Annotated in this window: 25 protein-coding genes; 10 read left to right on the top strand and 15 right to left on the bottom strand. The window is 47.4% G+C overall.

Annotation, left to right across the window (positions count from 1 at the left end; all coding sequences use genetic code 11):
• Positions 1 to 83: 83 nt before the first annotated feature.
• Positions 84 to 257: a YciY family protein gene (locus tag A9587_RS24550; RefSeq protein ID WP_122983112.1), complete on the top strand. Its 174-nt coding sequence runs from the start codon at positions 84 to 86 to the stop codon at positions 255 to 257.
• Between the two features lie 34 nt (positions 258 to 291).
• Here A9587_RS24550 and kch read toward each other — a convergent pair whose 3' ends face one another.
• Both kch and A9587_RS22445 read right to left on the bottom strand, forming a co-directional pair.
• Positions 292 to 1,533, bottom strand: a complete 1,242-nt coding sequence (gene kch, locus A9587_RS22450; protein ID WP_000020081.1) for a voltage-gated potassium channel protein — start codon at positions 1,531 to 1,533, stop codon at positions 292 to 294.
• Between the two features lie 319 nt (positions 1,534 to 1,852).
• Positions 1,853 to 2,149, bottom strand: coding sequence for a YciI family protein (locus A9587_RS22445; RefSeq protein ID WP_000967596.1), 297 nt, complete (start codon positions 2,147 to 2,149; stop codon positions 1,853 to 1,855).
• Between the two features lie 223 nt (positions 2,150 to 2,372).
• Between A9587_RS22445 and tonB the strand changes: the two genes are divergently transcribed.
• Positions 2,373 to 3,092: a TonB system transport protein TonB gene (gene tonB / locus A9587_RS22440; RefSeq protein WP_001516503.1), complete on the top strand. Its 720-nt coding sequence runs from the start codon at positions 2,373 to 2,375 to the stop codon at positions 3,090 to 3,092.
• A gap of 39 nt (positions 3,093 to 3,131) precedes the next feature.
• Here the strand turns inward: tonB and yciA are convergent, their stop codons facing one another.
• The 3 genes from yciA to A9587_RS22425 all read right to left on the bottom strand — a co-directional run bounded on the left by yciA (position 3,132) and on the right by A9587_RS22425 (position 4,948).
• A complete protein-coding gene (yciA, locus tag A9587_RS22435) occupies positions 3,132 to 3,530 on the bottom strand; it encodes an acyl-CoA thioester hydrolase YciA (protein WP_000108161.1) in 399 nt (132 codons plus the stop codon).
• Between the two features lie 104 nt (positions 3,531 to 3,634).
• On the bottom strand, positions 3,635 to 4,174 hold the full coding sequence (locus A9587_RS22430) for a septation protein A (protein ID WP_000808656.1): 540 nt from the start codon (positions 4,172 to 4,174) through the stop codon (positions 3,635 to 3,637).
• A gap of 30 nt (positions 4,175 to 4,204) precedes the next feature.
• Complete coding sequence (locus tag A9587_RS22425; RefSeq protein ID WP_000028560.1) at positions 4,205 to 4,948, bottom strand: YciC family protein; 744 nt, start codon at positions 4,946 to 4,948, stop codon at positions 4,205 to 4,207.
• Between the two features lie 516 nt (positions 4,949 to 5,464).
• On the opposite strand from A9587_RS22425, the gene ompW reads away from it, so the two are divergent.
• Positions 5,465 to 6,103 (top strand): outer membrane protein OmpW, encoded by a 639-nt coding sequence (ompW, locus tag A9587_RS22420; protein WP_105263960.1) that lies wholly within the window; start codon positions 5,465 to 5,467, stop codon positions 6,101 to 6,103.
• A gap of 45 nt (positions 6,104 to 6,148) precedes the next feature.
• On the opposite strand, the gene A9587_RS22415 is transcribed toward ompW, so the two are convergent.
• The 5 genes from A9587_RS22415 to dicB form a co-directional block, all read right to left on the bottom strand.
• A complete protein-coding gene (locus tag A9587_RS22415) occupies positions 6,149 to 7,279 on the bottom strand; it encodes a phage integrase Arm DNA-binding domain-containing protein (RefSeq protein ID WP_105263959.1) in 1,131 nt (376 codons plus the stop codon).
• The gene (locus tag A9587_RS22410; protein WP_000113185.1) at positions 7,257 to 7,505 is read right to left on the bottom strand and encodes an excisionase; all 249 of its coding nucleotides are present in this window, start codon (positions 7,503 to 7,505) and stop codon (positions 7,257 to 7,259) included. The genes A9587_RS22415 and A9587_RS22410 overlap by 23 nt, the downstream gene beginning before the upstream one ends.
• Positions 7,506 to 7,569: 64 nt before the next feature.
• Positions 7,570 to 10,044: an exonuclease gene (locus tag A9587_RS22405; protein ID WP_105281955.1), complete on the bottom strand. Its 2,475-nt coding sequence runs from the start codon at positions 10,042 to 10,044 to the stop codon at positions 7,570 to 7,572.
• 80 nt (positions 10,045 to 10,124) lie between these two features.
• The gene (locus A9587_RS22400; protein ID WP_105263957.1) at positions 10,125 to 10,328 is read right to left on the bottom strand and encodes a DUF1482 family protein; all 204 of its coding nucleotides are present in this window, start codon (positions 10,326 to 10,328) and stop codon (positions 10,125 to 10,127) included.
• Positions 10,325 to 10,513 carry a cell division inhibition protein DicB gene (dicB, locus tag A9587_RS22395; protein WP_059219681.1) on the bottom strand — a complete coding sequence of 63 codons (189 nt, stop codon included), beginning with the start codon at positions 10,511 to 10,513 and terminating at the stop codon, positions 10,325 to 10,327. Before dicB ends, A9587_RS22400 begins: the two co-directional genes overlap by 4 nt.
• A 556-nt stretch (positions 10,514 to 11,069) precedes the next feature.
• Between dicB and A9587_RS22385 the strand changes: the two genes are divergently transcribed.
• Positions 11,070 to 11,345, top strand: coding sequence for a hypothetical protein (locus A9587_RS22385; RefSeq protein WP_201797360.1), 276 nt, complete (start codon positions 11,070 to 11,072; stop codon positions 11,343 to 11,345).
• Here A9587_RS22385 and A9587_RS22380 read toward each other — a convergent pair.
• The 5 genes from A9587_RS22380 to A9587_RS22360 form a co-directional block, all read right to left on the bottom strand.
• The gene (locus A9587_RS22380) at positions 11,314 to 11,643 is read right to left on the bottom strand and encodes a hypothetical protein (RefSeq protein ID WP_105263955.1); all 330 of its coding nucleotides are present in this window, start codon (positions 11,641 to 11,643) and stop codon (positions 11,314 to 11,316) included. The two genes, A9587_RS22385 and A9587_RS22380, sit on opposite strands and share 32 nt — an antisense overlap.
• A 15-nt stretch (positions 11,644 to 11,658) precedes the next feature.
• Positions 11,659 to 11,874, bottom strand: coding sequence for a hypothetical protein (locus A9587_RS22375; RefSeq protein WP_105263954.1), 216 nt, complete (start codon positions 11,872 to 11,874; stop codon positions 11,659 to 11,661).
• Between the two features lie 29 nt (positions 11,875 to 11,903).
• Positions 11,904 to 12,032, bottom strand: a complete 129-nt coding sequence (gene ydfB / locus A9587_RS25505; protein ID WP_000344964.1) for a protein YdfB — start codon at positions 12,030 to 12,032, stop codon at positions 11,904 to 11,906.
• A 1-nt stretch (position 12,033) separates the two neighbouring features.
• Positions 12,034 to 12,189 (bottom strand): DUF1391 family protein, encoded by a 156-nt coding sequence (locus A9587_RS22365; RefSeq protein ID WP_000379575.1) that lies wholly within the window; start codon positions 12,187 to 12,189, stop codon positions 12,034 to 12,036.
• A 278-nt stretch (positions 12,190 to 12,467) separates the two neighbouring features.
• Entirely contained in the window at positions 12,468 to 13,112 is a 645-nt protein-coding gene (locus A9587_RS22360; RefSeq protein WP_000444613.1) for a helix-turn-helix domain-containing protein, read from the bottom strand.
• A 99-nt stretch (positions 13,113 to 13,211) separates the two neighbouring features.
• On the opposite strand from A9587_RS22360, the gene A9587_RS22355 reads away from it, so the two are divergent.
• The 6 genes from A9587_RS22355 to A9587_RS22330 are packed head-to-tail and all read left to right on the top strand — an operon-like array spanning position 13,212 to position 16,159.
• The gene (locus A9587_RS22355) at positions 13,212 to 13,439 is read left to right on the top strand and encodes a Cro/CI family transcriptional regulator (protein WP_024197699.1); all 228 of its coding nucleotides are present in this window, start codon (positions 13,212 to 13,214) and stop codon (positions 13,437 to 13,439) included.
• Complete coding sequence (locus tag A9587_RS22350) at positions 13,436 to 13,861, top strand: toxin YdaT family protein (RefSeq protein ID WP_053272758.1); 426 nt, start codon at positions 13,436 to 13,438, stop codon at positions 13,859 to 13,861. The genes A9587_RS22355 and A9587_RS22350 overlap by 4 nt, the downstream gene beginning before the upstream one ends.
• Positions 13,862 to 13,884: 23 nt before the next feature.
• Positions 13,885 to 14,832 carry a helix-turn-helix domain-containing protein gene (locus tag A9587_RS22345; protein WP_089569406.1) on the top strand — a complete coding sequence of 316 codons (948 nt, stop codon included), beginning with the start codon at positions 13,885 to 13,887 and terminating at the stop codon, positions 14,830 to 14,832.
• A gap of 40 nt (positions 14,833 to 14,872) precedes the next feature.
• Positions 14,873 to 15,289, top strand: coding sequence for a DUF977 family protein (locus tag A9587_RS22340; protein WP_105263564.1), 417 nt, complete (start codon positions 14,873 to 14,875; stop codon positions 15,287 to 15,289).
• Positions 15,286 to 15,591 carry a DUF4406 domain-containing protein gene (locus tag A9587_RS22335; RefSeq protein WP_042970846.1) on the top strand — a complete coding sequence of 102 codons (306 nt, stop codon included), beginning with the start codon at positions 15,286 to 15,288 and terminating at the stop codon, positions 15,589 to 15,591. Before A9587_RS22340 ends, A9587_RS22335 begins: the two co-directional genes overlap by 4 nt.
• On the top strand, positions 15,578 to 16,159 hold the full coding sequence (locus tag A9587_RS22330; protein ID WP_236942432.1) for an ead/Ea22-like family protein: 582 nt from the start codon (positions 15,578 to 15,580) through the stop codon (positions 16,157 to 16,159). Before A9587_RS22335 ends, A9587_RS22330 begins: the two co-directional genes overlap by 14 nt.
• Positions 16,160 to 16,185: the final 26 nt, after the last annotated feature.

The following is a 16,185-nucleotide window of genomic DNA, read 5'->3' as shown; positions in this document are numbered from 1 at the left end:
CAAATAAAAACACCGGAAAAGCACTGGTCAGCGTCGGGGGCGGAGGTATAATGACCACTCTGTTATTGCATAGAGTAGTTAACATGAAGCGGAGTAGAACGGAAGTGGGGCGCTGGCGCATGCAGCGTCAGGCTAGCCGACGGAAATCGCGTTGGCTTGAGGGGCAGTCGCGCCGAAATATGCGTATCCACAGCATCAGGAAGTGCCTTCTAAACAAACAGCGTAACTCGTTATTGTTTGCGATCTACAATATCTGAATGAGCCGGGCACCATCACGGTGCCCATCCGGTTTTATTTTTTCACAGTTTCGTTGCCATCATCGTCGTTCTTATCGCTGAAAATACCATGCCCGGAGTTCAGCAACATTGAGACGAGCATATCATTATTAACTTCTTCACCATTGAGAATACGCGCCAGGATTTCACTGCCGAACAGTTGCGGCGAGAGAATGATGTCCGGATGTACCATTTTAATTTTGTTGAGATTTTTGCTATCACTGACGGCAAGCACTGTTTTGACATCTTTGCTCATATCTTTAGCCGACAGGACGACAAAAGCGTTATCTGCATCGTTATCACTGAGCGCCAGAATAGCCCGGCAGTGATCGATTCCCGCTTTCTTTAATACCGAACTGTCATTGCTGTCCCCGGAAATAACATCAGCATTGTCACCTAATCGCTGTTCGAGTTGTTTGATGTCATCTTCTGGCAGATTACTGATAACAGTCACATTTTGTCCGCGTTGATTCAGTTGCAGAATCGTGTTGATTGCCAGAATGGAGTGCCCGCAAACAATAAAGTGATCTTTACGATTCATCGTATGCTTGTTTCCTTTCACAAGTTTATTGAATCCTCCGCGGATAAGCGGACCAAAAATAGACGTCATGGAGGTGGCGAAAACAGTAATGCCGGAAATAATAACCGAAATAGTAAACAGACGTGCCGATTCAGAAACAGGGACGATATCGCCATAGCCCACCGTTGACATCGTTTCTATCGAAAAATAGAAGGCCGTCATCAGACTCTCTATTCTCGGATTAAAACCTTCGCTTAAATAAAGCGCGCCATAGGTGGAATAAAACAGTAACGTCGTAAAACTAATAAAAGCGAAAATTGTTCCGGCTGCGGCACTACTGTGGGAGAAGTCTTTGCGCAGCACCAGCAAAATCACCAGTGTAAAGATGCAAAACCCAATGCTGAATTTCAGCCAGGGATAGAAGTGTAGGGTGTAGATAAGTGTAATCAGCAATAAAATGATACTGATCGCCCACGCCAGTTTTGCCCGAAACAGCAAGCCGATTGAGTTCAGTACAAGAAAGACACCCAGCATAAACAGAGGTGCATTCGCCAGAAGGGAGAGGTCAAGTTCTGAAAATGCCTGGATATGGAAAATATCGAGCAGATTGACCGACATGCCATAGATTGTTTTGAAAATAAGCAATCCATTTAGAAAGACGGCCAACGCGATAATATCGTGCCGTAGTGTCACCCATAAATTTACCGCTGTTTGCCGGAATGTAGCCCAGTGACTCACTGATACCTCTGTAACCACAATTTTGTTTAATTATCTTTACGCGTACATAATGTGAACATACATACGACTCACGAATGTGTTAATCAATAGTAGATGACTTTATCCGTCGCAATCAAAGGTTTTAAGGCGCTCTGTCGCATAAGGGGAGGATATTATGTATTTTTCCCCTGAATATGCTGATGATATATCAGGATATACAGATAAAGTTATTAACTGTTTGTTGCTGCTGGAGCAATCATTGTGTGGTGTACCTAAGCCAGGAAACAATAAATAAGGGCACGATTTTCACCATCGTGCCCCTTAGAAGAAGAGAAAATGTTCAGAATACTTTTTTGAAGGGTTTCACTGATACTTGTTCATATACACCGGCCGCTACGTAAGGATCGGCATCGGCCCAGGCTTGCGCTGCTTCCAGAGATTCAAATTCAGCAATCACCGTCGATCCGGTAAAACCCGCGGCACCCGGATCATTGCTATCAACCGCAGGCATTGGTCCTGCCGTCAGTAAACGGCCTTCATCATGCAGTAATTGTAAACGTGCTAAATGTGCCGGACGAACGGAAAGACGTTTTTCGAGGCTATCAGCTTTGTCTTGAGCGTAAATAACATACAACACGGGCGCAACTCCTTGTTCGGAAAAGTTGTAAAGTACGTTATTTGAAAGGACAAAGATCTGCAACGGAAAGATGATGTCTTTGTTAAGGCTGTACTTAAAGTAAGGTCAATTGAGCCAAAAAATGCATTTTCACTGATCCTGATCGCCTTGCCTTATTGAATATGATTGCTATTTGCATTTAAAATCGAGGCCTGGTTTTTCTACTGAAACGATTATGACTTCAATGACCCTTGATTTACCTCGCCGCTTCCCCTGGCCGACGTTACTTTCGGTCTGCATTCATGGTGCTGTTGTGGCGGGTCTACTCTATACCTCGGTACATCAGGTTATTGAACTACCTGCGCCTGCGCAGCCGATTTCTGTCACCATGGTTGCACCAGCGGATCTTGAACCGCCACAAGCTGTTCAACCGCCGCCAGAGCCGGTGGTGGAGCCGGAACCGGAACCTGAGCCGATACCAGAGCCGCCAAAAGAAGCGCCGGTGGTCATTGAAAAGCCGAAGCCGAAACCTAAGCCGAAACCGAAGCCGGTGAAAAAGGTGCAGGAACAGCCAAAACGCGATGTTAAACCGGTAGAATCGCGCCCGGCGTCACCGTTTGAAAATACGGCACCGACTCGCCCGACATCCAGTACGGCAACGGCTGCAAGCAGCAAGCCAGTTACCAGTGTGGCGTCAGGTCCGCGCGCACTAAGCCGTAATCAGCCGCAGTATCCAGCGCGCGCGCAGGCATTGCGCATTGAAGGGCAGGTCAAGGTTAAGTTTGACGTTACACCGGATGGCCGGGTGGATAACGTACAAATTCTTTCTGCCAAACCTGCGAATATGTTTGAGCGTGAAGTGAAAAACGCGATGCGCAGATGGCGTTACGAGCCGGGTAAACCAGGGAGTGGAATTGTGGTAAACATTCTGTTTAAAATTAATGGCACTACCGAAATTCAGTAAGCAAAAACTCAAAAGCCTCCGACAGGAGGCTTTTGACTATTACTCAACGGGTAAAGTGCGAGGCTTTCCTTCAGGATCAACAGCGACATACTTAAATAACGCTTCTGTCGCTTTATAGCGTTGCCCAATCGGTTCGGACGCCACTTTTTTCACCCACACTTCAATATTGATACTGACCGATGTTGTCCCTTTTTGGACACAGCGTGCATAGCAGCACACCACATCACCGACTGCTACAGGTCGCAGAAAGGTCATGCCTTCCACGCGAACGGTCACGACGCGACCGTGTGCAATTTCTTTTGCCAGAATGGCACCGCCAATATCCATTTGCGACATCAACCAACCACCAAAAATATCGCCATTAGCATTGGTATCGGCAGGCATGGCTAAAGTTCGTAAAACCAGATCGCCCTGGGGGACGTTATGTGTTGTTGACATGGTAAAACCGACTAAAAAGGAAAATCACAGGCGCGATGCTACTATGATTTTCCTGATGAGAACAGAGGAGATGCAGCGCCAGTCCCGCAGGACTGGCTGGCAGATTATGATTTATCTTCCTGTGGCATGTGGCGATAGATATAGATACCGCTTAACAGTGTGAAGATTAAGGTGAGGGCGGTCAGACCAAACACTTTGAAGTTGACCCAAATATTTTGTGGCAGCCAGAATGCGATGTAGATGTTCGCCAGCCCACAAAGGATAAAAAAGATTGCCCAGGCCAGATTCAGCTTCGACCACACCGGTTGTGGCAGAGTAAGCTCTTTACCCAACATACGTTGAATCAGCGGTTTCTTCATTACCCATTGGCTAACCAACAGGGCACCGGCAAACAGAGCGTAAATGACGGTGACCTTCCATTTAATAAACTCATCATTGTGGAAGAACAGCGTCAGACCACCGAAGACGGCCACCAGAACAAAGGTGATCAGGGCCATCTTCTCAACTTTACGAAAGCGAACCCAGCTATAAATAAGCACAATCGCCGTGGCGACGATCAGCGCCGCAGTTGCCGCATAGATGTCATAAATCTTGTAGAACGCGAAGAAGACAACCAACGGTAAAAAATCAAGAAACTGCTTCATTTTACGATTCCGTAATCAAATGCTTCAGGATTATTGGCGAATTAACATGTACAGGCGGAACAGATAGATGAGCAATACGGCTGAAATCAGATTGCTCAATGTGTTCGCCAGTACAGCGCCAATTTCTGGGGTTAATGCGGCAAACGAAGAGGCAAACAGCAACAACAATGTTTTTGCCAGTAACCAGCTCAATACCGCAGGTGCCACCAGACGCATATTCGCCCATGTCAGTCGCATACTGCTGCGCATGGAGGCGAAAACGCCCATTTTATCCTGGACCAGCATCACGGGAGCCAGTGCTAACAGGATGGCCATGATGATACCAGGAACGACCACCAGCATGATGCCTATTTGCACAATTAACGTCGTCAGAAGGATTAGCAAGAATAACTTCGGTAATACCGGAGCGCTCGCGCCAATTGCCCGTAATGCGCTGACCCGCTGACCTGCGGACACTAGCTGGATAATTAATAATACGCCGCCCGCGAGAATGGCGTTACCGATTAATCCTGAAAAGGTGGACGCGGCAGACGCACGCAGCAAAATTTGCTGCTGTTCCGGGGACATATTTTGTACCAGATCGAACAACCCACCGCTGCCACTAACGGGAACACCGTCATTGAGCTGCGCAAGTTGTGCGTCACTGGGTGAGAAAACATGTCCTGACACCACTGTGATAAATGCACATAGCAGTGATACCAGCAGAATGGTCATAAATTGATTACGGAAGAAATTTCCGGTGTCACGGTATACGGACTGCGCCGTGATAGACATGCACTCTCCTTGAGTTTTATGCAGGTGTTAATTAGCGGGCAATTGTACCCTGGTTAGCCTCTCAGTGGCAGCATCAGGACATGTATGGAAAAGCATATCTTTGTAAAGCACTGGTAATCCGCCGAGGGCGTGGGCGCGATTACAGGTTTCGTTGATTTCCCAGACTTCTCCTGATATGGCAAATTTCTGCCATATGGACGGTCTGTTTGCATAAATACCGCAGTTTACCGTTTTCCAGAGGTGCTTTTCAGAGCGACACACTGACGGTTTTTTGGGGTGGCAGAGCAAAAAGGAACCAGATTCAAGAGGCAATAAGGTAGCAAAAGGATGTATTTGGAGTGAAATACGGTGGAATTGATTTACATCACATTAACCAGGATTTGCAATGCAACTTCTAAATTAATCCAGATCAATAAATGGTGATTTAGAAAATGTAGTGTGATCTGTGTAGGATCACTTGTTACTCCAATGTGGGTATATTCGTCACGTTTTTATAACCATAACGACGGAGCGAGCATGAAAAAATTAACAGTGGCGGCATTGGCAGTAAGTACACTTCTCTCTGGCAGCGTTTATGCGCATGAAGCAGGTGAGTTCTTCATTCGAGCAGGTTCAGCGACTGTACGTCCAACTGAAGGCGCGGGTGGGACTCTGGGAAGCCTGGGTGGATTTAGTGTGACCAATAACACCCAACTGGGGCTGACCTTTACCTATATGGCGACCGATAACATTGGCGTTGAACTGCTGGCAGCATCACCGTTCCGCCATAAAGTTGGCACAGCCACGACCGGAGATATTGCGACAGTCCACCATTTACCGCCAACATTGATGGCGCAGTGGTATTTTGGTGATGCCAGCAGTAAATTCCGTCCTTACGTCGGTGCTGGTATTAACTACACCACCTTCTTTAATAATGACTTCAATGATACCGGTGAAGGTCTTGGATTATCCGATCTTAGTCTGAAGGATTCATGGGGAGTGGTGGGGCAAGTTGGTCTGGATTATCTCATCAACCGTGACTGGTTGCTTAATATGTCGGTCTGGTACATGGATATCGACACCACCGCCAGCTATAAATTTAATGGAACCCCCGTGAAAGACGCGGTACGACTGGATCCGTGGGTGTTTATGTTCTCTGCCGGATACCGCTTCTAATTTTCTCTGCAAAACCTCTGCAAAACTCTTCTGCAAAACTGGTTATCAAACAACCAGTTTTTTCCACTCTTTACCGCGTGCGTCGTTGTAAATATCGGTCATTTTTTGATTCGAATGGCCCAGCAAAATTTTGGTATCAATTCCCTGTTCTCTGAACAATCGTTCTGATAAAGATCTTTGCTCATGGAAAGAGGGTGGCGTGCCATTAGCACGCCAGTTGTAATCCACAGAATCCCGGGCTTTTTTAAATGCGACTGTTAACGTTGCTGGTTTAACCATCCCGCCGCGCTTACCCATCCCCTTAGCGTGATGATGGTGCAATAACCACGGACTAAGGATGTAATCACGACAGGATGACACCACGTCACCCAGGGTAAGATTTAATTTGTCGCAACGCAGAGCCAGAGGAATGGCTATCCGGGCTCCTGTTTTTTGCTGTTCGACATGAAGGTAACCATCCCGGATATCCGAAAACTGCATTTTGCAAATATCCGAAAGACGCTGGCCCGTCATCAGTGCCAGCAGCATGCCGCGCTGTAAAAAGTAACCATCCTTTTCCGCTGCGTTATAAATCATCATCCACTCATCAAAAGTCAGTCGCTGTCTTGATATCCGCACTTGCGGTTTTTTTGCCGATTCAGCCGGGTTAAAGCCTGGCGGGACATCACCCGTTTGTTGAGCCTCCCGGAAAACATCGATCAATACCTTCCTGAAAATTTGTCCCATTCTGTTATGTCCCTTTGCCTTGTATTCTTCCAGCACCGATACCACATCTTTTACGGTTATGGCATCTAGCGGCCTGGCTCCAAAACGTTCATCAAACACCCTGAGAGGAGCCGCTTTTTGTTTCAGCGTGCTGAGCTTGATTTCTCCGTTCTCATATCTTTCCTGTTGAATTTTTCTGTAATTATTCAGAAAAATGGAAACGGTTGATGCGCCGCCGGTATCACTAATAATTTTCTCCTGCAGACTGAGCATTTGCTCCATTTTTTGTCTGGCAAGACGGCTGTTCGCTTCTGCTGCAATGGTTTCCGCCAGTTTCTGGTCAATACTGCCGAGTCCATGATTTTTACCTGTGATGGGATGCCTGTAACGCCAGTAAACTTTGTTATTTCTTTTGTCAAAATACGGAGATAAACCCGGAACATCGGTTTTATATTTTCGCGGGCGCGCCATCTTCCAGTATCCTCTTCAAAGCAGGGTGATCTGTGGCGATCACCTCAGGCTTGTTTACCATTCCGACAAAGCGAGCGCGTGGATCCACTCGCCAGTGCCTTCCTACTTTTTTGGGGAGAGGAAATATCATTCCGGCTTTAGCGTATTTACTTAACGTACCCGGAGTAGGGACCGGTTCACTGAATTCCTCTTTTGCCCACTCAGTGAGCAGAATAAGTCTTGCCATGAGCGTCGTTCGCTAATCATGGTCGCCGCCACTATAGCTGGTGGGCGACGACCGGGGTTGAACATTAAAAATCAGCCTGATTCGGGATCAGTTTTTGCCAGATTGCTGAAACGTATTTCGCCTGGTGACGGGCATCATCCAGCGCATGGTGGCGCACGCCTTCAAATGGAATAACTGTTCTGGCATCGAAGTCGATAGTTTTTCCCAGTTCAACGATTGTACGTACATCGCGATCGTTGTAGTAACGCCACGGGCAGGGGATGTTCAGGCGTTCGTACGAGGTTCGTAAAATAGTGTTGTCGAAAGTTGCACCATTGCCCCATACCTGAACGAATTTTTCATTCGAGTACTCATTGATGAATTCCCGAAATTGAATAAGAGCGTCAACCAGTTTTACCTGATCAACTAAAATTGCAGATCTGGCTTCGCTGGACTGAGCAAGCCACCATTCGATGGTGGAACCATCAGGTACAGCACCCGTGTCCATAGCGTCAACCAGGCTGATAACGATATAAAATGTTGGCCCGATTTCCCCGGTCTGCGGATCGAAGAACACAGCACCAATAACCACGATGGGGGCATTACTTTTTTTACCCATCGTTTCAAGGTCGATCATCAGGTGGTACCACACTCTACTGGTGGATGTGCTTTTATGATGACCATTCACATTAATTAAGGGATCTGCCGCCTCACCAGTTTCACTATCGCTGGCGTGGTCCTGAGCGCCGCTAGTGTCCCCCTTGTGTGGATGTTCAGCGCCTTCCATTTCCTCCGGATCATTTTCCTGAACTTCAACCTGATTCTCTTCATCGAATGTTTCCTGATATGTTGCGTTGCCCATCACCGCGCCACAATCAGGGCAGTTGCCGCCACCGCTCTGACCGCAGGCGGTGCAGGTTTTTTCTGGTTCTTGTTGCGCTACTGGTTCGGATTGTTTCGTTTCTGGCTCGTTTTGTAACGCATTTTGGCTGTTTTGTTCCGCTTTCTGGTCGTTCTGTTCCGTTTCTTGCTGGTTCTGGTACACAGAATCGCGGGTTTCAATCCCCTTCACCCATTTCGGATCATTCGGGTCGCTAATCCCTGCAACAAATTCTCCGCGAGAGGCAGCAAGCAACTGATTGGCGTCAGGCTGGCTGACTGCCTGCATAATTTTGTTTACTTCGTCAGCGGTAACTTTTACCGGCTCTGGTTGTGCGGTCGTGTCAGATGCACCAGTATTTTGTTGTGAACCTGAGTATGTGCCGTTTTTGCGGGCAAAATATTCTTCTTTCGTGATTTCAGTAGCCCCGGCAGCCAGCGCCTTATTCAGACCAGAAAGTTTGTTTGCGCGACCGTATTTTTCGCCATCCTTGTCGGTGAAGAGGAAGTAGAATGGCCCCTCACGCTCTACAGATGGTTCGACTTCCACTTTGCATTCGGTTTTTTCGTTGTCCGGAATTGCCGTTTCCACTGCATCAGTTTCTGGTACTGGCGACGAGAGAGTATCAGTTGCGCTCTGATTTCTTCCTTCATCTTCAAACACGCCCTTTGTAGTCAGGTATTCAGTAATGTATTTGTTCAGTGCCACAGGGTCTTTGTGAATGTCGATCGGACGTTCACGGACAAGGCCAAAAATAGTCTGGCGGTCGTAGCGAAGGGCATCAGGCTGTTTGCGCATTGATGCCGAGATACGCTTCCAGTCTTCGCGGTCGTTGTCGATAACTTCATTTTTTGCCCAGCGATGGATGCTGCCGTTAACGTTTCCGGCATCCACATCACCAGGCCAGAGAGCGTAGGCCAGTTCGCCATCCAGTGTTTTCCATGTCTGCTTGTATTCGCGACGAATGACAGCAGTTACGGAGTCAGTTTTTCCTGCAGAGTTTTCAGTGCCTTGCCGGTTGACTCTGGCGCGGGCAAGATCGACGACGGAATTATATGCTCCACCTTCTTTGCGCTCCTTTTCCATGCGTTTTTTACGTTCGAGAAAATACGCCTGAACATCGGGCCATTTGGCTGTTGGTTTTAAATCACGTCTGGCATCGTTGATGTACTCAGTCTGACGCTCAGGATACATGGCGTTAATTTCTCTGGTCCGGATAACTGCTTCAGTGAGGTGTCCATCAAAAGTCGTCATCTCGTCATCGCCGAGAAGCCCGCTTGCATTGATGACCATATCCACGGTGATGTTTTCATGTGTACCGAACCTGACAAGGACAGCAGCCCGCTTGTCGTCAGATAACTGATTAAAGTTAACAGTTTCTGTATCCGGTTCAGGGTCGACCGGAACAAAGGAAGCCGACTCCTCATTCCAGCGGTTTTCCTGCATATATTCGGAATCCCAGGAATCGAGAGCAGGGCGGGCCATGCCGGGTTTATCCTCGCAGACAAGAAATTTATAAGCACAGTCCTGAGTTTCCGGGTATTGTTCCAGAAATAACCAGCTAAATTTGGCTCTTGCCCGGCGTTCGTCGCCTGCTTCAATGGCAGTGGCCACAGGTTTAGCGCCTTCTGCTGTTGCCTGTTCGTCCGGAATGGCGGCGCAAATAAAGACTTTACTCATTTTGTTTTAACCTCATTACAGATTTAAGGGTGAACAAATCCCTGCCATTGCTGGCATATAAAAATGAAACCGGATATTAATTACGGTGCTGTTTTAAGTCCTGCCGGGATTTCGTTATTGTCCATATGAATAACTTTATCAACCGGATAACAGTTACCGGGAATTTTCTGTTCCGCTGCGGCAGCCGTGCATTCTTTCATTGAACCGTAAATGTCAATAACCAGGTCAACAGGCTCGCCCGTATTAAGAAAAACTGTCAGAGTGAGAGCAATTGCTGTATTCATTGCCAGCATCCTTTTTGCATCGGGCGTAAACGTGCCAGCATTGAAAGAATGCATATTTTATTTAATAACTCCCGTTCGTGTTTTCTCTTGTTAATGGCATCTTCAGTAAATGCAGAGTTACTGATTCTGACACCAATTTCAAAACAACCTTCAGACGTATTAACGTTTGGTAATAACGTTTCCATTATCGCGTCCTCAACAATGAATTTTGTGATGCGGTGCCTGGTGCCTCCAGGTGACGTTAACCAGTTAACAATTAACGCCGGATACAGAGAATCCACCCATAACACTGTTTTTGGTTTTAACTGTTCCGCGTGCGCTGAGCCGCATTCACCGCATCACAAAATTCACTTTAAAAAGGGCGGGCATCAGTTCATGGGCAAACAGATGCCGCCAAACGTCACCAGAAAATTGATAACAGAGGGCGTTGCAGCGGGGGTGTCACTTAAGCGTATGGTCAACCTGACAACCCGGTGTCCTCAACGGGGAAGGAATAACCCCGCCATACTTACCGCCGCGCCATTTCGCGGAGTGCCACAACCGGAAGCGCACGGTCGAATTAAATTTAACGACACCGTATAGACAGAAGAACTTCGCCGTGCGCTTTCGCGTTATGCCCTGACTTTTCAGGGATATATCCTTTCAGTAAACTGTCAGTGCCGGATGCTCACCCGTGTCCGGCGCACGCACTCCACCTCACCCGTGGAGAACTCCTTAATCACCAACCCTCAGGAGGGTGAAATGTCGACTGAAAATAATGAAATCATTAACTCCCTGATACGCCAGATTAATAATTTTGATAAAGCATTGCAGCATGCTGCGGCGCGTAGTGATATAACTCTTTTAGCAATTTCATTTCTTGCATCTGTTATGGATAAAAATGAAGTCGTACGACAGAGTCTTGTTGATTATATCGACTCGCTTCAACCCGGCGCTTTCAATCATGAGAGCTTCAATCATGAGAAAGAGCATGTTAAATCTGTTATTAATTCTCTTGTTTTGAATCAAAAGAATTAATGCTTTTTGTTGCAAAGTAATTTTCAAGGGGTTCTATTCGAATCCCTTTCTTTTTCATTAACAAGCCAAACCCCTTATCAATGATGTTCATTAATTCCAGGAAGTATTTTTCATGCAAATCCTGGTTATCAGAGAGTTGCTTCTCTTCGTACAACCCGATAAAGGCGCGACGCACGTTACCGGATATATTATCGATGGTTTCTTTTTCTACGGTACTCAGGTCAAGAGTCGCCAGTTGGGAACGAACTATATTCGCTGCCATTTCCTGGAATGGTATTGGTAAATCTTTAAATTCCATCGTCAACCTCATCAGTCAGTAGTTTTCATTCACTCGTGAAACGTTTAATGCCGCGCTTTTTGCCAGAGTGGTAATATCCTGCTCCGCTGACGCCAGTTCTTTAGAGAGGCGCTCTTTATAGTCAGCAGCCTGCTTCAGGTCATTAATGGCGCGTATCTTCCCGCACATCCATTCGTAAATTTCATCATCGGTATAGCCTGGTGCGATGATGATGGGTTCTGGTTTCTGCATACTGATTCCTCGCGGTGCTGTTTCGCTTATCAGCCGTTAGATTTTGCCGAACTGGAAAGCGCCTGTTTAAACTCACTGAAGCTGAGAGCTTCTTCGCCTTCGGCAAGGCCTTCGAAGTATTCTTCGTAAGCCTTTTCCATGATTGTGTCGAAATCCATATCACTCACCTGAGTTTCTTTCCAGCCAGCGACGGGCACCATTTTCGGTTTTAAACGTTTTGCTTTTGGTATACGTCATCGCGGTGAATGTGCCGTCCTGGTTGGGAAACACGCCGTACACCAGAGATTCGTTGTTGCCAAGATCGATAGTATCCATGTTGACCTCATTTCCCCTTAACGCCGGGGTAGCGGAACAAAAACCTGCTGCATAGTTATTAAAGTTGAACCCTGCCGTCATGTTCTTACGCCTCGGGCTGGCTACTTAACCCCTGACCACTGCCTGGTAACTCGAAGTATTGCCCTGCATTCTGTGGGGACGGGATGGGTTGGCATGCAATAAATCTAAAAGTATTTAGTTTTATAGTCAAGAGGAATCTAAATTAATTTAAAAAAAAGGTCGGCATAACCGACCTTAAGTTCAAGAACATGGCAGGGTTATAGGTTGAACTGTACACCTTTTGCTACGGCAACAATTTTACACTCTGGCGTAAGCAAGGATGATTGATAGCGCGGATTGAGAGGGCTTAAATACACAAGTTTTCCATCAATAACTAATTTTTTTATAGTCATAGACGGTTCATTTGTAAGAGGATCTGGAACTATTACAGCGACGATACTGCCATTTTTATAACTTTCTCCTGGTCTTAGGATCACAGTGGCACCAACTGGGATACTTGGCGACCCTGAGGGGTTATGCATAGTGTCATCAGGCATTGAAACGGCAAAATCACCTTCCACTACATCAAAGAATGTGGTGATCCTATCGACATTTCCCATTGTTTTCTCTCCTTCTAAGATTAGGAAAGAAATCGCGTCACCCCACGAAAAGTAGGGGATCTTGGTGCCTGGATTGCTCTGCACAAAAGATAGTTCAGGAGACGATACTCCATACAGGAGATAGGACTCAGTAGTTCCTAATGCTTGGGCTAACTTACTTAGAGCTTTGCTGCCGGGTTCGTTTAGATCTTTCTCCCAGTACCCTATAGTAACCCCAGTCACGCCTGAAAGCTTACCCAGTTCTACTTGGGTGAGTCCCTTATCTTTTCTGAGTTTCTTAAGCCTGATGCCAAGGCTTTCCATCATTTTCTCCCGCGAGTTGAATATAAATTATTTTAGATCGCATTGACCTAAAAAAAATTATCCTGTAATCTAAAAATACTTAGATTTTAGGAGGGTGAAATGCGAGTTGATGAACTTGTTCAGTTTTTTGGCTCTGTTCAGAGGGTCGCTGATTTTTATGGGATAACCCGCGAAGCTATTTACATGTGGCGTAAGCGCCCCGGTGAAATAGTTCCGAAAGGGAGAGCTGCGGAAGCTGCTGCATACTCCAAGGGAAAATTATCTTTGAACCCAGAGCTTTACAAAAAGAAGGATACCACTCAGAGCGAAAGGAAGAGTGATTCATGAAAATCAAGCATGAGCACATCCGCATGGCGATGAATGCCTGGGCGCATCCGGACGGAGAAAAAGTTCCGGCAGCTGAAATAACCCGGGCTTATTTTGAACTGGGTATGACGTTTCCGGAACTGTACGACGATTCACACCCAGAAGCCCTGGCTCGCAATACTCAGAAGATTTTCCGCTGGGTGGAGAAAGACACCCCTGATGCGGTTAAAAAAATTCAGGCGTTGTTACCAGCGATCGAAAAAGCAATGCCACCTCTGCTGGTGGCCCGAATGCGCAGCCACAGTTCAGCCTATTTTCGGGAGCTGGTGGAGACGCGGGAACGACTGGTGAGAGACGCTGATGATTTTGTCGCAGTGGCGATCGCTGGTTTCAATCAGATGAATCGTGGTGGTCCGGCGGGAAATGCCCTGGTGATGCACTAAAAGCACGGTGTTCGGAGTTTTTTATGAGCAGCAAGCTTCATGGTCTTGTCTGGGAAGGGTGCGCCTTCACCGGCATGATCTTATCCAGGGTGGCAGTAATGGCTCGCCTTGCAGATTACAGCAATGACGAAGGTGTGTCATGGCCTGCAGTGGAGACCATTCGTCGTCAGATTGGGGCAAAGAGTGAATCAACGGTTAAAGCTGCGATAGCGGAACTGGAAAAGAACGGCTGGCTGACGAAGGAGGAACGTAAGGTCGGTGGGCGTAATGTAAGCAATATCTACCGTCTTAATGTGGAAAAACTAGAAGCAGCAGCAGCGGCGGCGCGTGAGGCATATAAACCGAAAAGAAAAATTAGCCAGGCAAAAAATGACCCGTCAAATATTGCCCCCTCAACGGTTGACCCCTCAAATTTTGATGGATCAACCATTGATAAAAAACAGCCGGATAGGGGGGCGATGGTTGGCCCCGATCCGTCAGTATTAAAACCTGATCCGTCAGATAAAAGATCTTTTCGTCCGGAAGCTTCGCAACCGGACTCGCAGACGGCTGAACAGGATTTTTTAACCCGACACCCTGACGCGGTTGTGTTCAGTGCGAAAAAACGCCAGTGGGGTAGCCAGGAAGATTTAGCGTGTGCGCAGTGGATCTGGGGACGAATCGTGAGTCTTTACGAGCAGGCTGCCAGCGATGATGGCGAAATCATGCGACCGAAAGAACCCAACTGGACTGCATGGGCCAATGATGTGCGCACAATGCGGATGCTGGATGGCAGAACTCACAGACAAATTTGCGAAATGTTTGGTCGGGTACAGCGGGATCCATTCTGGGTAAAAAACGTCATGAGCCCGTCAAAGCTTCGCGAAAAATGGGATGAGCTGGTTATTCGTCTGGGGCGTTCGCCTGTACAGCGTTGCGTGAATCACATTTCTGAACCGGATACCGAAATTCCGCCGGGCTTCAGGGGGTAAGTGTTTATTTCAGATCATGAGGTAATTTTCAGGAGGACTTGTGGCAAAAGTTTTTACTTCCGAACAGCGGGAAGAAGTGAAGGCGCGCATTGTGGAACTGGTACGCAGAGATGGTCGGAAAACGCGTAAACAACTGGAAAATGAAATTGGGGCGACGAGACATCTGATAGAAGTTCTGACGAAAGAGCTGGTAGCCAGTGGTGTTGTATATGGTTCAGGGTATGGAATATTCCCTTCAGCGCAGGCGCGTAAGGACTGGATAAAAGCCATCGAAAAGATGTCGAAAGCGGCGGTGAAGAAAAAGAGCGATCCTGACCTGATTTATTCATTACCAGATGGAGAGATACGCCGCTACGACAGACGTCAGAACATAATCTGTCGCGAGTGCCGGAAAAGCAAGGTTATGCAGCGTGTGCTGGCGTTTTATCAGGGTAATTTTCAGGAGGTGATGGCGTGAGGGTGAGGGTTTATATCGCTGGTCCGATGACCGGGTATAAAAATTTCAACCGTGAGGCGTTCCACAAGGCGGAAGAGGAACTGAAACGGGAAGGGCATACCGTCTTAAGTCCGGCAGTACTTCCGGACGGACTGACACAGCCACACTACATGGATATTTGCATGGCAATGATTCGTTGTGTGGATGCGATTTACATGCTGAAAGGCTGGCAGCGGTCAGCAGGCGCTAAGGCAGAACTGGCACTGGCGGAGAAGCTGGGGCATGCAGTTATTTTTCAGGAGGCAACCAGTGAGCAACATTAATTACCAGGCACTGCGAATGGCGGCAGAAAATGCAACCCCTGGCGAATGGTGTTCTGATGATTACTATGGGGTAATTGCTGATGCCGGACTGAACGCAAATTACTACATAGCATCATGCTCAGGACCAGATAATCGCGCCAATAAGCGATTCATAGCAGCAGCCAATCCGGCTACCGTGCTGGCACTGCTGGATGAACGGGAAGCCCAAAGCAAACGCATTGCAGAGCTGGAGACTAATCTTGCTGCGCTTGCGGCGGAGAATGCGGGGCTGAATAAATTTATCGTACAGAGTTGCTACGTGTTTGATGGCGAGCAGGATGAACTATCTGATGCGTATATCTGCGCAATAGACGGAAGGATGCCGCAAACCCCAGCCACCGATGCTTTCCTGGCTGAAGTACGTGCGGAAGCACGCAACGAGGGGATTAACTATACCGCCAGCCGTCTTGCTGCTGCGTTCAATCTGAAGTGGCACACTGAATTTGGCCACCTGAACAGAGGTGATATGCTCACCTCAGAACAACACAGGTGCTCCAATGAAAAAAAGAAATTTCAGCGCAGAGTTTAAACGCGAATCCGCTCAACTGGTTGTTG

This window comes from Escherichia sp. MOD1-EC6162 (assembly GCF_002965125.1).
GTDB classification, from domain to species: Bacteria; Pseudomonadota; Gammaproteobacteria; order Enterobacterales; family Enterobacteriaceae; genus Escherichia; species Escherichia marmotae.
Note: the sequence above shows the minus strand (reverse complement) of the source record. Positions and strands in the feature narration are given on the sequence as shown.

Excerpts from the sequence above, each read along its gene's own strand:
- yciA (WP_000108161.1), bottom strand. The coding sequence starts at position 3,530 with ATGTCAACAACACATAACGTCCCCCAGGGCGATCTGGTTTTACGAACT.
- A9587_RS22405 (WP_105281955.1), bottom strand. The coding sequence starts at position 10,044 with ATGAGTAAAGTCTTTATTTGCGCCGCCATTCCGGACGAACAGGCAACA.
- ompW (WP_105263960.1), top strand. The coding sequence starts at position 5,465 with ATGAAAAAATTAACAGTGGCGGCATTGGCAGTAAGTACACTTCTCTCT.
- A9587_RS22410 (WP_000113185.1), bottom strand. The coding sequence starts at position 7,505 with ATGGCAAGACTTATTCTGCTCACTGAGTGGGCAAAAGAGGAATTCAGT.
- A9587_RS22425 (WP_000028560.1), bottom strand. The coding sequence starts at position 4,948 with ATGTCTATCACGGCGCAGTCCGTATACCGTGACACCGGAAATTTCTTC.
- A9587_RS22385 (WP_201797360.1), top strand. The coding sequence starts at position 11,070 with ATGTCGACTGAAAATAATGAAATCATTAACTCCCTGATACGCCAGATT.
- A9587_RS22400 (WP_105263957.1), bottom strand. The coding sequence starts at position 10,328 with ATGAATACAGCAATTGCTCTCACTCTGACAGTTTTTCTTAATACGGGC.
- A9587_RS22355 (WP_024197699.1), top strand. The coding sequence starts at position 13,212 with ATGCGAGTTGATGAACTTGTTCAGTTTTTTGGCTCTGTTCAGAGGGTC.
- A9587_RS22375 (WP_105263954.1), bottom strand. The coding sequence starts at position 11,874 with ATGCAGAAACCAGAACCCATCATCATCGCACCAGGCTATACCGATGAT.
- dicB (WP_059219681.1), bottom strand. The coding sequence starts at position 10,513 with ATGGAAACGTTATTACCAAACGTTAATACGTCTGAAGGTTGTTTTGAA.
- A9587_RS22350 (WP_053272758.1), top strand. The coding sequence starts at position 13,436 with ATGAAAATCAAGCATGAGCACATCCGCATGGCGATGAATGCCTGGGCG.
- ydfB (WP_000344964.1), bottom strand. The coding sequence starts at position 12,032 with ATGGATTTCGACACAATCATGGAAAAGGCTTACGAAGAATACTTCGAA.
- A9587_RS22365 (WP_000379575.1), bottom strand. The coding sequence starts at position 12,189 with ATGGATACTATCGATCTTGGCAACAACGAATCTCTGGTGTACGGCGTG.
- A9587_RS24550 (WP_122983112.1), top strand. The coding sequence starts at position 84 with ATGAAGCGGAGTAGAACGGAAGTGGGGCGCTGGCGCATGCAGCGTCAG.
- A9587_RS22380 (WP_105263955.1), bottom strand. The coding sequence starts at position 11,643 with ATGGAATTTAAAGATTTACCAATACCATTCCAGGAAATGGCAGCGAAT.
- A9587_RS22415 (WP_105263959.1), bottom strand. The coding sequence starts at position 7,279 with ATGGCGCGCCCGCGAAAATATAAAACCGATGTTCCGGGTTTATCTCCG.
- A9587_RS22345 (WP_089569406.1), top strand. The coding sequence starts at position 13,885 with ATGAGCAGCAAGCTTCATGGTCTTGTCTGGGAAGGGTGCGCCTTCACC.
- A9587_RS22360 (WP_000444613.1), bottom strand. The coding sequence starts at position 13,112 with ATGGAAAGCCTTGGCATCAGGCTTAAGAAACTCAGAAAAGATAAGGGA.
- A9587_RS22430 (WP_000808656.1), bottom strand. The coding sequence starts at position 4,174 with ATGAAGCAGTTTCTTGATTTTTTACCGTTGGTTGTCTTCTTCGCGTTC.
- tonB (WP_001516503.1), top strand. The coding sequence starts at position 2,373 with ATGACCCTTGATTTACCTCGCCGCTTCCCCTGGCCGACGTTACTTTCG.